13 protein-coding genes, 1 tRNA gene and 1 pseudogene are annotated in these 12,150 nt (G+C 39.6%); 6 read left to right on the top strand and 9 right to left on the bottom strand.

The window, feature by feature from the left end:
- The 3 genes from AACY61_RS02105 to AACY61_RS02095 form a co-directional block, all read right to left on the bottom strand.
- Positions 1–333: SDR family NAD(P)-dependent oxidoreductase (locus AACY61_RS02105; protein ID WP_339609727.1), on the bottom strand; the 333-nt coding region annotated here is incomplete at its 3' end.
- Between the two features lie 9 nt (positions 334–342).
- Positions 343–1,458, bottom strand: a complete 1,116-nt coding sequence (locus AACY61_RS02100) for a WG repeat-containing protein (RefSeq protein ID WP_339609725.1) — start codon at positions 1,456–1,458, stop codon at positions 343–345.
- A gap of 20 nt (positions 1,459–1,478) precedes the next feature.
- Entirely contained in the window at positions 1,479–3,002 is a 1,524-nt protein-coding gene (locus tag AACY61_RS02095; protein ID WP_339609723.1) for an aromatic amino acid ammonia-lyase, read from the bottom strand.
- Positions 3,003–3,108: 106 nt separating this feature from the next.
- Between AACY61_RS02095 and AACY61_RS02090 the strand changes: the two genes are divergently transcribed.
- From AACY61_RS02090 to AACY61_RS02080, 3 genes are all read left to right on the top strand, one after another.
- Entirely contained in the window at positions 3,109–4,362 is a 1,254-nt protein-coding gene (locus AACY61_RS02090; protein ID WP_339609721.1) for an NAD(P)/FAD-dependent oxidoreductase, read from the top strand.
- A 114-nt stretch (positions 4,363–4,476) separates the two neighbouring features.
- Positions 4,477–4,550, top strand: a tRNA-Ala gene (locus AACY61_RS02085).
- Positions 4,551–4,605: 55 nt separating this feature from the next.
- Entirely contained in the window at positions 4,606–5,940 is a 1,335-nt protein-coding gene (locus tag AACY61_RS02080) for an MATE family efflux transporter (protein ID WP_339609719.1), read from the top strand.
- Here AACY61_RS02080 and AACY61_RS02075 read toward each other — a convergent pair.
- Positions 5,937–6,578, bottom strand: a complete 642-nt coding sequence (locus AACY61_RS02075) for a 2OG-Fe(II) oxygenase (RefSeq protein WP_339609717.1) — start codon at positions 6,576–6,578, stop codon at positions 5,937–5,939. The genes AACY61_RS02080 and AACY61_RS02075 overlap by 4 nt on opposite strands.
- A 113-nt stretch (positions 6,579–6,691) precedes the next feature.
- On the opposite strand from AACY61_RS02075, the gene AACY61_RS02070 reads away from it, so the two are divergent.
- Both AACY61_RS02070 and AACY61_RS02065 read left to right on the top strand, forming a co-directional pair.
- The gene (locus tag AACY61_RS02070) at positions 6,692–7,144 is read left to right on the top strand and encodes a 6-carboxytetrahydropterin synthase (RefSeq protein WP_339609715.1); all 453 of its coding nucleotides are present in this window, start codon (positions 6,692–6,694) and stop codon (positions 7,142–7,144) included.
- A 42-nt stretch (positions 7,145–7,186) separates the two neighbouring features.
- Positions 7,187–7,942 carry a UDP-2,3-diacylglucosamine diphosphatase gene (locus AACY61_RS02065; protein WP_339609713.1) on the top strand — a complete coding sequence of 252 codons (756 nt, stop codon included), beginning with the start codon at positions 7,187–7,189 and terminating at the stop codon, positions 7,940–7,942.
- A 53-nt stretch (positions 7,943–7,995) separates the two neighbouring features.
- Here the strand turns inward: AACY61_RS02065 and AACY61_RS02060 are convergent, their stop codons facing one another.
- Genes AACY61_RS02060 through AACY61_RS02050 form a run of 3 tightly spaced genes read right to left on the bottom strand, consistent with a single transcriptional unit; the run spans position 7,996 to position 10,573 of the window.
- Positions 7,996–8,373 (bottom strand): DUF6686 family protein, encoded by a 378-nt coding sequence (locus tag AACY61_RS02060; protein ID WP_339609712.1) that lies wholly within the window; start codon positions 8,371–8,373, stop codon positions 7,996–7,998.
- Between the two features lie 42 nt (positions 8,374–8,415).
- Entirely contained in the window at positions 8,416–10,107 is a 1,692-nt protein-coding gene (gene recJ / locus AACY61_RS02055) for a single-stranded-DNA-specific exonuclease RecJ (protein WP_339609711.1), read from the bottom strand.
- Between the two features lie 43 nt (positions 10,108–10,150).
- Positions 10,151–10,573: an OsmC family protein gene (locus tag AACY61_RS02050; protein ID WP_339609710.1), complete on the bottom strand. Its 423-nt coding sequence runs from the start codon at positions 10,571–10,573 to the stop codon at positions 10,151–10,153.
- A gap of 55 nt (positions 10,574–10,628) precedes the next feature.
- Here AACY61_RS02050 and AACY61_RS02045 point away from each other — a divergent pair, with 55 nt between their 5' ends.
- Positions 10,629–11,219: a carboxymuconolactone decarboxylase family protein gene (locus tag AACY61_RS02045; protein ID WP_339609708.1), complete on the top strand. Its 591-nt coding sequence runs from the start codon at positions 10,629–10,631 to the stop codon at positions 11,217–11,219.
- 1 nt (position 11,220) lies between these two features.
- On the opposite strand, the gene rsmI is transcribed toward AACY61_RS02045, so the two are convergent.
- A complete protein-coding gene (rsmI, locus tag AACY61_RS02040) occupies positions 11,221–11,892 on the bottom strand; it encodes a 16S rRNA (cytidine(1402)-2'-O)-methyltransferase (protein WP_339609706.1) in 672 nt (223 codons plus the stop codon).
- Between the two features lie 3 nt (positions 11,893–11,895).
- A pseudogene (locus AACY61_RS02035) lies at positions 11,896–12,150 on the bottom strand (hypothetical protein); the annotation flags it as partial.

The raw sequence follows: 12,150 nt of genomic DNA, 5'->3' as shown, positions 1-12,150 counted from the left end.
GCTGTCCCAGTCTTGGTTAGTCATCCACATAAAAAGCCCGTCTTTGGTAATACCGGCATTATTGACAACGACTTCAACAACTAGGTCTGGGTTGGCTTCCTGCCAGGCTGTAAGAGCTCCTTTGACTTCGTCGGAATTGCTAACATCAAATTTAATGATTTCTCCAGTTCCTCCGTTTTCTTCAACTTTTTGTAGTGTCGTCTCAGCGGCTGATTGATTTGAAGTATAGTTAATCAATAAGTAATAATCTGATTCCTTAGCAAGAGTTTGACAAATAGCACTTCCAATACCTCTGGAACCTCCTGTAACAATTGCAACTTTTTTTGTAATCATGAATGTCTTTTATTTTTGAAATAATTCAGCGCGGTCATACATTTTTCCACCCAGAATTGATCCATCAGTTTTTAAGAAGCCCCAGGACTTTTTATGTCTTACTCTGGCAACACCGTCAATAAATCCTTTGTCCTCGCCTCCAAATAGTCCTCCAAATGAACCGGCAGTAATTTGATATTCTGCAGGGATAACCAATTCTCCCTTTGTGTTGATAAAGCCCCATTCCTTGCCATCTTTTACCGGTGCTAAACCACTTTTGCTAAATACTTCAGCGTCATTGTATGAGGGTTTTACAACCATGTCTCCTGAAGTGTTGATAAAACCCCAGGAACCATCAGTATATACGGGAGCTAAGCCACTTTCAAAAGCTTTGGCTTTGTCAAACTTTGCTTCGATTACCCATTTTCCTTTTGTATCTATAAAGCCTATTTTACCTTCTTTTTGAGCATAGGTTAAATCTGTAGTGTGAAAATCCCAAATTCTTTCTGCGTCTGGCACAGGTGTAAACGAATTATTAGAAATCAAGCCATAAACCTCACCCTTCTTGGCAAATGTGACGTTTTTATGCATTTCTCCTAGGTCGTCATATTCAACAGAAATTACAAGTTTTCCTGTTTTATCAATCATTCCCCATAGACCGTCATTTCTCACGCGTGCATGGTTTCCCTTAAAATCTCTGATAACATCATACGTGGGTGAAAGAACTGTTTCACCTTTGGTATTAATCAGACCAATTTTTTTGTCATTTCTGATAAAGGCCAGGCCATTGTTAAAATCATAAATTTTGTCAGTGTCAGGAGTAAAAAGGCGTTCTCCTTTTTTGTTAATATAAAACCATTCTTTGTCTTTTTCGACAACACCAATTCCGTCATTAAACTCTTTAGCTCTATCAAATTGGGGTTCAATCACCCATTTACCGTTCGTATTTATGTAGCCCCATTGTTTGTCTTTTTCAACGGCCGCCAATCCTTCACTAAATGAATCTGCCTTTCTAAACTGAGGTTCAATGACAATTTCGCCCGATTTATTAATATAACCAATGTCTTTCTTTTCCATAATTAAGGCCAGTTCTTGAGCGGATAGAAACTGAAAACACAAAACGAATAATAAGAGTACTTTTTTCATAATTGCTTGGTTTTTATAATTTATAGATCTTTCATAAGGTGTTCTTTTACTTTCTGCATAAAAGGATAGAGCGCAGCATCCTTCTCAAAAACCGGGATAATGGCCCTGATCTCTTCATACATTTTATATGTTACTGATGAAACTTTGTTTTTACATTTTAATACATCGATAGCCTGAACGATAGTAATAAGTTCTATGCTCAAGACTTCAAATGCGTTCTCAATAACTTTTGATGTCATAACAGCCGCATTGGTTCCCATACTCACGATGTCTTGGTTGTCGTTGTTATTTGGAATGCTATGAATGTACATAGGGTTTGAAAGGGTTTGGTTTTCTGCAGTTGTTGACGTTGCAGTAAACTGAACTCCCTGCATACCAAAGTTAAAACCCAATGTGCCTAAGTTAACAAAAGGAGGTAAAATTTCATTGAGTTTGTTGTTCATCAAATAATTTAACTGCCTCTCTGCCAGCATTGTTAATTTTGTGACAACTATTTTTAATTTATCCATTTCTAAGGCAACATAATCGCCATGAAAGTTTCCACCATGATATACCTGCTTGTTTTGAACATCTACAATGGGATTATCGTTGGCAGAATTGATTTCATTTTCGAGAACACTTTCAGTTGTTATTATAGTATCTAAAACTGGTCCAAGAATTTGCGGCACACATCTCAGCGAATAATATTCCTGTACTTTTTCCTTGAAAACATCTTCTTTGTTTGTTCCGTTATAAAGGTGATCTTCCCGTTTTCTTATTAGTTGACTGTCTGACAAGTAGCCTCTCATTATTGCTGCCACCTCTTGTTGTCCGTGGTGTTTTTTAACACCATTGAGTCCTTCTGAAAGATGGTCATCATAAGCTTCAACTAACTCGTTGATTGCACAAGAAGCTTTAAGCATCCAGTCAAGCAACTGCCTTGAACGATGAGCATTTACTATACCAATGCCTGTCATTACAGAGGTTCCATTCATCAATGCCAACCCCTCTCGAATTTCAACCTGAATTGGGTTTAGTTGTTCAATTTCAAAAACTTTTGAAGTATTCATTCGGGTGCCTTTGTAAAATACTTCACCCTCACCAATTAACACTAGCGCCAGATGCGCCAATTGTACCAAATCTCCACTGGCACCTACGCCTCCGTGTTCAAATATCAAAGGGGTTATATCTCTGTTAATCAACTCCTTCATTAGGTTGATTACTGACGGATGTACGCCAGAGCAGCCCAAAGACAGGGTGTGTAATCTTGCCAGTATGGAGGACTTCACATATTCCGGTGCAAGTGGTTTGCCAATACCGGAAGAATGACTTCTTATAAGATTGTATTGAAGTTGAATGGTGTCTTCATCTTTAATGCGGTATTGGGCCATTGGGCCAAAACCTGTATTGACACCATAAATAACTTTATTTTTAGAAAAGTCTTTTAAAAACAGAAAGCTTGCTTCCACACCTGAAATAATTTCTTCACTTAATTCAAGTTTTTGATTGTGAAAGACAATTTCTTTAAATGCTTTTAAATCTAATTCTTTGTATATTTTGGTCATTTAGAAAAATCAATTTATATAATGTGCTAATTTGAAGTGTATATCAAATTAATATTTATAATTTTACATTGCAAATGTAAGATTTTTAAGAACAAATAATAATGTTATGTTAAATGAATCTGTAGATGTCCTCATTATTGGCGCAGGTCCTTCAGGCTGTGTTTCTGCCTCTTATTTACACCAGCAAGGTGTAAAAGTTAAGGTTGTTGAAAAAACCACATTCCCTCGTTTAGTTGTAGGTGAGAGTTTAATTCCCAGGGTAATGGATCATTTTGAAGAAGCAGGTCTTCTGCCCGCGTTAAATGCTATGAATTTTGAAAAAAAATTTGGCGCTCGATTCATAAGGGGTGAAGATGTTTGTCACTTTGATTTTAGCAAAAAGTTTTCTGAAGGCTGGAACTGGACTTGGCAAGTCCCTAGAGCTGATTTTGACTATGTAATGTCGCAGGAAATTATTAAAAAGGGAGTAGACCTTGAGTTTAACAGCGAAGTGACCGCAGTTGATTTTCAAGGATCACATTCTACAACAACAGTAAAAGACGCAGAAGGAAACCTCAAAACCATACACGCAAAATTCATCATAGATTCCAGTGGCTTTGGCAGGGTGTTGCCGCGATTACTTGATTTGGACACCCCTTCAGGTCTTGATCCACATTCCTCTGTTTTTTCTCACGTTGAGGATGTAAACAGACCGCCGGGTGAGGAAGGCACTTTGATTTCATTTGATATTATCGAAACCGAAGTATGGTTATGGGTTATTCCTTTTTCAAATGGAAAAACAAGTATTGGCGTTGTAGCACCCACAGACTATATCAACAAGCTTTCTGAAAATGACGACCCTGCTGAAGCATTGAGAACCGCCATTTTAAAATCTGACTTTTATAAAAAGAGATTTGGTGAAGTTCCCTTTCTATTTAATCCAATAAAACTGATGAATTATTCTCGTGCTGTTAAAAAAATGTATGGTGATGGTTTTGCCTTGACTGGGAACAGTTCAGAATTTTTAGACCCGGTGTTTTCTTCAGGGGTAGCTTTTGCTACTGAATCAGGAATGCTGGCAGCAAAGTTGATTAAAAAGCAGCTAGATGGTGAGTCGGTTGATTGGGAAAAATCTTATGAAGGCTATATGAAAAAAGGGGTTGAAGTATTTAAAACCTATGTAAAAGAATGGTATACCGGAAACCTTCAAACCTTATTTTTCCATCAACCCGAAAACCCTGATGTAAAACGAAAAATTTGCTCAGTTTTGGCAGGTTATGTATGGGATATTGAAAATCCCTTTGTTACAAAACACGAAAATATAGTTAAAAACATGGCCTACTTGATTAACATGGAAGCCAAAGAAAAATCAAAAGTTTAAAACCGGATAATTACCTCGAGTATCTTTCTTCAATTTTTCATTAATAAATCTTTTATAAACTTTTATGTGATGCTTGAAGAATGATATTTTTTAATTATTTTTGATCCCTCAATCGGGGATGTAGCTCAGCTGGCTAGAGTGCTTGACTGGCAGTCAAGAGGTCGTGGGTTCGAGTCCCATCTTCTCCACCTTATGAACCACAAGCCTTGACGCTTGTGGTTTCTTATTTTAAGTTAAGCGGTTTTGAAAAATGAACTCTCCTTTAAAAACATTCACCGCCTTGCCATTCCGGCATTAATAGCCGGTATTGCAGAGCCTGTTCTTTCTGCAACAGATGCTGCCGTGGTGGGTAATATTACAGAAAATGGAACCGAGGCACTTGCCGCCGTCGGGATTGTGGGTTCATTTCTTTCTGCATTAATCTGGATTTTAGGACAAACGCGCAGTGCCATTTCGGCTATTATTTCACAGTATTTAGGAGCTGGGAAACTTGATGAAGTAAAGACACTTCCGGCTCAAGCCATCTATCTTAACGTACTGTTGAGCATCTTCATCCTGCTGAGCACCATCTTTTTTGTCGAAGGAATTTTCAAACTCTACAATGCTTCGGGCTTAATTTTGCAATTTAGTGTAGATTATTATAACATAAGGGTGTGGGGCTTTCCTTTGACGCTTTTCACTTTTGCTATTTTTGGTATTTTCAGGGGGCTTCAAAACACCTTTTGGCCAATGACGGTTGCGCTCATTGGAGCTGCTGTAAATATCGGCCTTGACTTTGCTTTAGTTTATGGAATTGATGGCTGGGTCGAACCCATGCACTTAAAAGGTGCCGCCTGGGCTAGTTTGATTGCGCAGGGATTGATGGCGTTGCTTTCTTTTTTGCTTTTGCTTTGGAAAACAGATATCAGCCTGAAACTGAAGCTGCCTTTACACCCCGAATTATACCGACTCGCAGGAATGGCCCTAAATTTATTTTTACGTTCGATAGCCTTGAATACAGCCATATATTTTGCCAACGCTTTTGCTACTGACTATGGGACCTCCTTTATTGCTGCTCAAACCATTGCTTTAAATTTGTGGTTGTTTTCTGCATTTTTCATCGACGGTTATGCCTCTTCCGGAAATATCCTTGCGGGCAAACTGCTGGGGGCAAGGGATTACAAACAGTTATGGGAGCTTTCTAAAAAAGTTGTTGCATACGGATTAATGGTTGCTGTGCTTTTAATGTTAACAGGGTGGTTGCTTTATGAACCGCTGGGATCTATTTTCACCAATGACGACGCCGTTTTGGTGCGTTTTAAGGAAGTGTTTTTTATCGTTATTTTACTGCAGCCCCTCAATGCAATAGCTTTTATTTTTGACGGGATTTTTAAAGGGATGGGTGAAATGAAATACTTGAGGAATGTGTTGCTTGCCGCTACATTTATCGGTTTTATTCCGGTGATCTTTATAACTGACTATTTTGGACTTCAATTGTATGGCGTGTGGATTGCTTTCTCAGTCTGGGCAATTATAAGGGGTGGCACACTGGTGTATCAATTCAGAAAAATGATTCTTCCCAAACTTTCCATAGATTAACGCGTTTTCAACCAGCCGGTAATACTCATTCGCTTTTGCTCAACGGGTTTGACTTCGTGTTCCAGAATCTGGCTTTCAAAAATAACCATCCTTCCGGGAAAAGGATAAATTGTTTTTGCCACTTCCTTTCCGTATTCATTTAGATATAAAACCAGTTCGCCGCCATATTCCGGTTGCCAGTTTTCCTCGTTGAGGTAACAAACCATCGATAACTTCCTACGATCGTCATTCTGAAAGGTATCGAGGTGCCGCTTGTAAAAAGTTCCTTTTGGATAAAGCGCATAATGGAATTCTTTGAACAAGATGCCCATAAAACAGGTTTTGTTCAGGTATGAAATCATATTGTTGAGCCTTTTGAAAAAGGTTTTTTCAGCCGCATTTACTTCCAATTCATTCAACCAAAGAATAAAATCACCGCGCACAGATTTTTCAATGATTTCATTTACACGATTCCCAATAGCGGCTTTTTTAAAGGCATCTTCTTCATATTTTTCCAACAGCGAATTGCGCAAAGCAATCACCTCATCAGCCGAAAAAAAACCTTCCACGATGCTGTATTGTTGCTCCATCAAATCACTGATGATGCGCTCATACATCGGGTTTTCAACAAACTCGAGTTGTTCAAATATTTCCTGCATAGTTGCCATAAGGTGTTTAAAAAAAGCCTGCAAATATAGTTCAGAAAATCAATGGTTTGACATCTTCTTAAAAAGAATCAAAATCCCTTATCTTTGCATCAGAAACTTGAAGTATGAGTACGATCAGAATCACCAAGCAGTTTAATTTTGAAACCGGTCACGCCCTGTATGGCTATGACGGCAAATGCCGTAACGTGCATGGGCATAGCTATAAACTTTCGGTAACGGTAATCGGAAGACCCATCACCGATTCAAACCATGTGAAATATGGAATGGTGATTGACTTCAGTGATTTGAAAAAAATTATAAAAGAGGAGATTGTGGATGTGTTTGACCACGCAACGGTCTTTAATAAAAACACCCCACACATTGAACTCGCCAAAGAACTTTCAGACCGCGATCACCACGTGATTTTAGTGGATTATCAACCCACCAGCGAGAATATGGTCATCGACTTTTCAAAAAAAATAAAGGCCCGCCTTCCAAAAAACATACAACTCCACTCCTTGAAACTCCAGGAAACTGAAAGCAGTTTTGCAGAATGGTATGCTTCAGACAATGAATAAACTTCATTCATTTACTTATATTTACACTATCAAAACAACTGAATGAACATTCCTCAAGGCAAAAAAATCTATTTCTCCAGCGACAATCATCTGGGCGCTCCCAATGCCGATGAAAGTCTTCCGCGTGAAAAAGTGTTTGTAAAATGGCTGGATACTGTAAAAGACGATGCCGAAGCTATTTTTTTGTTGGGAGATTTGTTTGATTTTTGGTTTGAATACAGACAAGTGATTCCTAAAGGCTTTGTTAGGGTTTTGGGCAAATTGGCCGAACTCAGTGACTCAGGCATTCCCATTTATTATTTTGTGGGAAATCACGATTTGTGGATGGATGATTATTTTAAAAAGGAGCTAAACATCCCTGTGTTTCATAAGCCACAAGAATTTACCCTTGGAAACAAGCTGTTTTTTATTGGCCACGGTGACGGCCTGGGGCCCGGTGACAAAGGGTACAAACGCATGAAAAAAGTGTTTACCAACCCCTTTTGCAAATGGCTGTTTAGATGGCTGCACCCGGACCTGGGAGTGCGTTTAGCCAAACATCTTTCGGTAAAAAACAAACTGATTTCAGGTGATGAGGACGTCAACTTTTTAGGAGAAGAAAACGAATGGCTCGCACAATATTCCAAACGCAAACTGGAAAACAAACACTTTGACTACTTTATCTTTGGTCACCGCCACTTCCCAATGGAAATCAAAGTGGGTGAAAATAGCACTTATTTTAACTTAGGCGATTGGATTACGCATTTTACCTACGGGGTGTTTGATGGGGAGCGGTTTTTGTTGGAGAAGTTTGAGTAAACTTTTCAGAGTTTTACAGACTAAAAGGGTTGTTTTTTCGCTTTATTTTTGCCTTAATTTTTACAGTGATTCTTCAGATAATCCTTCAGGTTTATCCAAAACAACGTCCCGTTTAATAAATCATCCAATTGCTCCAGCTCATTTTCATTGACTGCCAGACTCACAGAAGCTGAAGGCGTCTCCAGTAAAATGTTTTTACAGTCTTTTTTGAAAGCACAACGGTCATAACTTGAAATCGATTCTCTTGAGCACGCTACCTGATATGAGAACAGCTCGATTTCCTCTTTACTAAGGTGAAAGCCCATATTATTGAACACCACCTGTACATTTTCTGAAGTCTTTTCAAATGGTATTTGCCACCTGAAGGCAATCCCGATGGGGTTGTGATAAATTTTGCAGATTTCCTTTTCCATTGCTGAGAATGAATTCACAAAAATAAAAATTTTATTTAAAATGGTTCTAAATAAAGAAATTTATTTTTTCAAATCCCTCAACCGCAATTGTATAGTAGTATTCCCATTCCAAGTATTCTCATCCAGCGAGTACACAGCTTTAAAGGGTTTTTTGTCTTTGATCAATTCATACTGTTCTCCCATTCCAAAGCCTATGCCGGTAAAGGATGCCGAGTTGCCTTGCTTGACCACCACCCTGAGATGGCTTTTGTCTTCACCCACCTGTTTGCTCCAGCCTGTATCCTGAAGGTTTTGGGTCATAAATACCGGGGTCATGTTGCCGGGGCCAAAAGGGGCAAATTGTTTTAATACCCTAAAAAATTTAGGGGTGATGTCTTTTAAATCAATTTCTAGGTCCACTGAAATCTCCGGGGTGAGTAGTTTTACATCAATGGTTTCTTTGACCACTTGTTCAAACTTGTTTTTAAAGGCTTCAAATTGTTCGGGTAACAGTGTTAATCCAGCGGCATATTTATGTCCGCCAAATTGTTCCAGGCAATCCTCACACGCTTCAATGGCATTGTACACATCAAAATGCTTTACAGAGCGGGCGCTGGCAGCGAGTTTGTCACCGCTTTTAGTAAAAACGAGAGTGGGGCGGTAATAGGTTTCGGTCAAGCGGGAGGCAACAATGCCTATCACGCCTTTGTGCCAATGCTCCTGATAAACCACGGTGGTAAATCGTTCTTCTTCGCCGTTGGATTTGATAAGCTCCAGTGCTTCTTCAGTTATTTCACGGTCAGTTTCACGGCGGTCGAGGTTGTAAGCTTCTATTTCTTGTGCGTATATTTTTGCTTGTTCAAGGTCTGTTTCGGTCATTAGGTTGACGGCGTGCTGGCCGTGTTTCATTCTTCCGGCGGCATTGATGCGTGGAGCTATGATAAAGACCACATCACTCACTTCCAGTTTGTCTTTTTTAATTTGTTCAATAATCGCTTGAAATCCAGGTCTGGGATTGGTGTTGATGACCTGCAAACCAAAGTAAGTCAGCACTCTGTTCTCACCCGTCATCGGCACGATGTCTGCGCCAATTGCTGTTGCAACCAGGTCTAGATAGAGCATCAAATTATTTATGTTTTGACCGCGTCTTCCGGCAAGTGCTTGCACGAGTTTAAAACCCACTCCACAACCACAGAGTTCGTCATAGGGATAAGAGCAATCATTCCTTTTGGGATCAAGAATCGCGGCTGCGTCAGGAAGATTTTCACCCGGTCTGTGGTGATCGCAGATGATAAAATCAATAGCTTTTTCTTTCGCGTAAGCGACCTTGTCAATAGCCTTGATACCACAATCCAATGCGATAATCAACGAAAAGTTATTGTCTTCAGCAAAATCAATGCCCTGATAAGACACGCCATACCCCTCCTCATACCTATCAGGAATGTAGGTCGCCACATTGGGGTAATAAGAAAGCAAATAAGAGGACATTAAAGCGACCGAAGAGGTGCCATCCACGTCATAATCGCCAAACACAAGGATGTTTTCTTCATTGGCTATAGCTTGTTCAATACGTTCCACCGCTTTATCCATATCCTTCATCAGAAATGGGTCGTGCAAATCCTCCAGCGACGGACGGAAAAACTTTTTGGCATCCTCAAAGCTTTCCACACCGCGTTGCAACAAGAGTGTTGCAATGGTTTCATCAACCTGCAGGTCCTGAGCAAGCATTTTTACTTTTTTAGCTTCGGGTTTTGGTTTAAGAGTCCAATGCATGTGTAAATTCCAAGTTTAAAAATTCCAAAAACTATTCTTAAAACTAAGATTCTATATATTGAATTTCAATTGTGACTTCAGCAAATTTTCTGAACATTTCCATTACGCCACAGTATTTTTCTACAGATAAATCTACGGCTTTTTTTAATTTGTCTTGCGGCAACTCTTTTCCAAAAAACTGGTAAATAACAAGAACGCTGTGGTAGTATTTGGGGTGTTCTTCAGTGAGTTTGCCGGTGGTGGTGATTTTAAAATCATTGACTTTTACTTTCATTTTATTTAAAATAGAAATGACATCCAGTCCCGAGCAGCCAGCCAGTGAGGAAAGCATCATTGCTTTTGGCGCTAGACCGCTGTTTTGTCCTCCGTTTTCAACAGAGGTGTCTATCAATACTTTGTGCCCTGAGGGGTTGTCTGATACAAATTGCAGGTTTTGTTTCCAGGTTGTGGTGACGGTGTGGTTCATATTTAAATATTTTGTTTCTTGTGTACTCCAAAAATACAAATTAAACTTTTCAATTATGCCATTAGTAACTCCGCTTTCACCAGAGCATGACAAAGAAACCCAAGAGCTTGCCAAATTTTTTAATGAAACCTTAGGGTTTTGTCCTAATTCGGTTTTGACAATGCAACACCGCCCGACGATTTCCAAAGCATTTATAAACCTCAACAAAGCCGTGATGGTCAATGAAGGCCGCGTGACCTCGTCATTAAAGCGCATGATTGCCTGGGTGAGCAGCAATGCCACCGGTTGCCGGTATTGCCAGGCTCACGCAATCAGGGCCGCAGAGCGGTATGGCGCTGAGCAGGAACAACTGGACAATATCTGGGAGTACCGCACCCATTCTGCATTTTCAGAGGCAGAAAGGGCTGCACTCGACTTTTCACTAGCGGCATCCCAAGTGCCTAATGCTGTTGATGAAACTATTAAACAACGCCTTTATGAATACTGGAATGAAGGCGAAATTGTTGAAATGTTGGGTGTGATCTCACTTTTTGGCTACCTCAACCGCTGGAACGATTCTATGGGAACTACCATTGAAGAAGGTGCGGTGGAAAGTGGTGAAAAGTATTTGGGCAAAAACGGCTGGGAAAAAGGGAAGCATCAATAAATTATGATTTCCCTGCCACCACCACTACAATTTCGCCTTTGGGAGGTTTTGCTGTATAATGCATAAGGACCTCTTTAACGCTACCGCGTATTGTTTCTTCATGCAATTTTGAAATTTCACGGGAAACAGAAACTTTTCGGTCTTCGCCGAAATAGTCTGTAAAGTTTGACAAAGTTTTTAAAAGTTTGTGGGGAGATTCATAGAAAATCATAGTGCGGGTTTCTTCAGCAAGGGTTAGCAATCGGGTTTGACGACCTTTTTTAACAGGAAGAAATCCTTCAAACACAAACTTATCGTTTGGCAAACCACTATTAACCAAAGCGGGAACAAAAGCCGTTGCTCCGGGCAAGCAATCGACTTCAATACCGGCTTCAACACAGGCACGAGTGAGTAAAAATCCCGGATCGCTTATGGCCGGCGTTCCGGCATCGCTTATTAATGCAACAGACTTACCTGCTTTGATTTGATTAACAATGTTTTCAATGGTTTTATGTTCATTGTGCATATGATGAGAATGCATCTGGGTGCCTATTTCAAAATGCTTTAGCAGTTTACCGCTGGTTCGGGTGTCTTCTGCAAGAATCAAATCAACTTCCTTTAAAACGCGAATGGCCCGAAGCGTCATGTCTTCAAGATTTCCAATGGGTGTGGGAACCAGATATAATTTTGACATTAGTTAAATAAATTTTTTCTCAATCAATAATAAAAAACGCTCCAGGTGTTGTTCTTTTCCTTCCCAATTATAATCTGGTTTAACGGTAGTTTCAATAAAATTTCTGGCTTCATTAAAATCCTTCATTGTGGTTACTTGTGAAATTACTCTGTGGTATTCATCACTATTGCCCTCAAATAAGTGTTTTGTAAAGGAGAGTCGATCATTTAAGCCAATTTGAATGTTCCGGGTAAGCTTATCATTGAGTGACTTCGGTTT

It is taken from the genome of uncultured Planktosalinus sp. (genome assembly GCF_963973675.1).
Taxonomy (GTDB): domain Bacteria; phylum Bacteroidota; class Bacteroidia; order Flavobacteriales; family Flavobacteriaceae; genus Planktosalinus.
The sequence above is the reverse complement of the archived record's forward strand: the minus strand, read 5'-3'. Positions and strand labels throughout refer to the sequence as shown.

What these genes read in the sequence shown, in the direction of transcription:
- AACY61_RS02100 (WP_339609725.1), bottom strand. Translation starts at nt 1,458, where the DNA reads ATGAAAAAAGTACTCTTATTATTCGTTTTGTGTTTTCAGTTTCTATCC.
- AACY61_RS02095 (WP_339609723.1), bottom strand. Translation starts at nt 3,002, where the DNA reads ATGACCAAAATATACAAAGAATTAGATTTAAAAGCATTTAAAGAAATT.
- AACY61_RS02090 (WP_339609721.1), top strand. Translation starts at nt 3,109, where the DNA reads ATGTTAAATGAATCTGTAGATGTCCTCATTATTGGCGCAGGTCCTTCA.
- AACY61_RS02075 (WP_339609717.1), bottom strand. Translation starts at nt 6,578, where the DNA reads ATGCAGGAAATATTTGAACAACTCGAGTTTGTTGAAAACCCGATGTAT.
- AACY61_RS02070 (WP_339609715.1), top strand. Translation starts at nt 6,692, where the DNA reads ATGAGTACGATCAGAATCACCAAGCAGTTTAATTTTGAAACCGGTCAC.
- AACY61_RS02065 (WP_339609713.1), top strand. Translation starts at nt 7,187, where the DNA reads ATGAACATTCCTCAAGGCAAAAAAATCTATTTCTCCAGCGACAATCAT.
- recJ (WP_339609711.1), bottom strand. Translation starts at nt 10,107, where the DNA reads ATGCATTGGACTCTTAAACCAAAACCCGAAGCTAAAAAAGTAAAAATG.
- AACY61_RS02050 (WP_339609710.1), bottom strand. Translation starts at nt 10,573, where the DNA reads ATGAACCACACCGTCACCACAACCTGGAAACAAAACCTGCAATTTGTA.
- AACY61_RS02045 (WP_339609708.1), top strand. Translation starts at nt 10,629, where the DNA reads ATGCCATTAGTAACTCCGCTTTCACCAGAGCATGACAAAGAAACCCAA.
- rsmI (WP_339609706.1), bottom strand. Translation starts at nt 11,892, where the DNA reads ATGTCAAAATTATATCTGGTTCCCACACCCATTGGAAATCTTGAAGAC.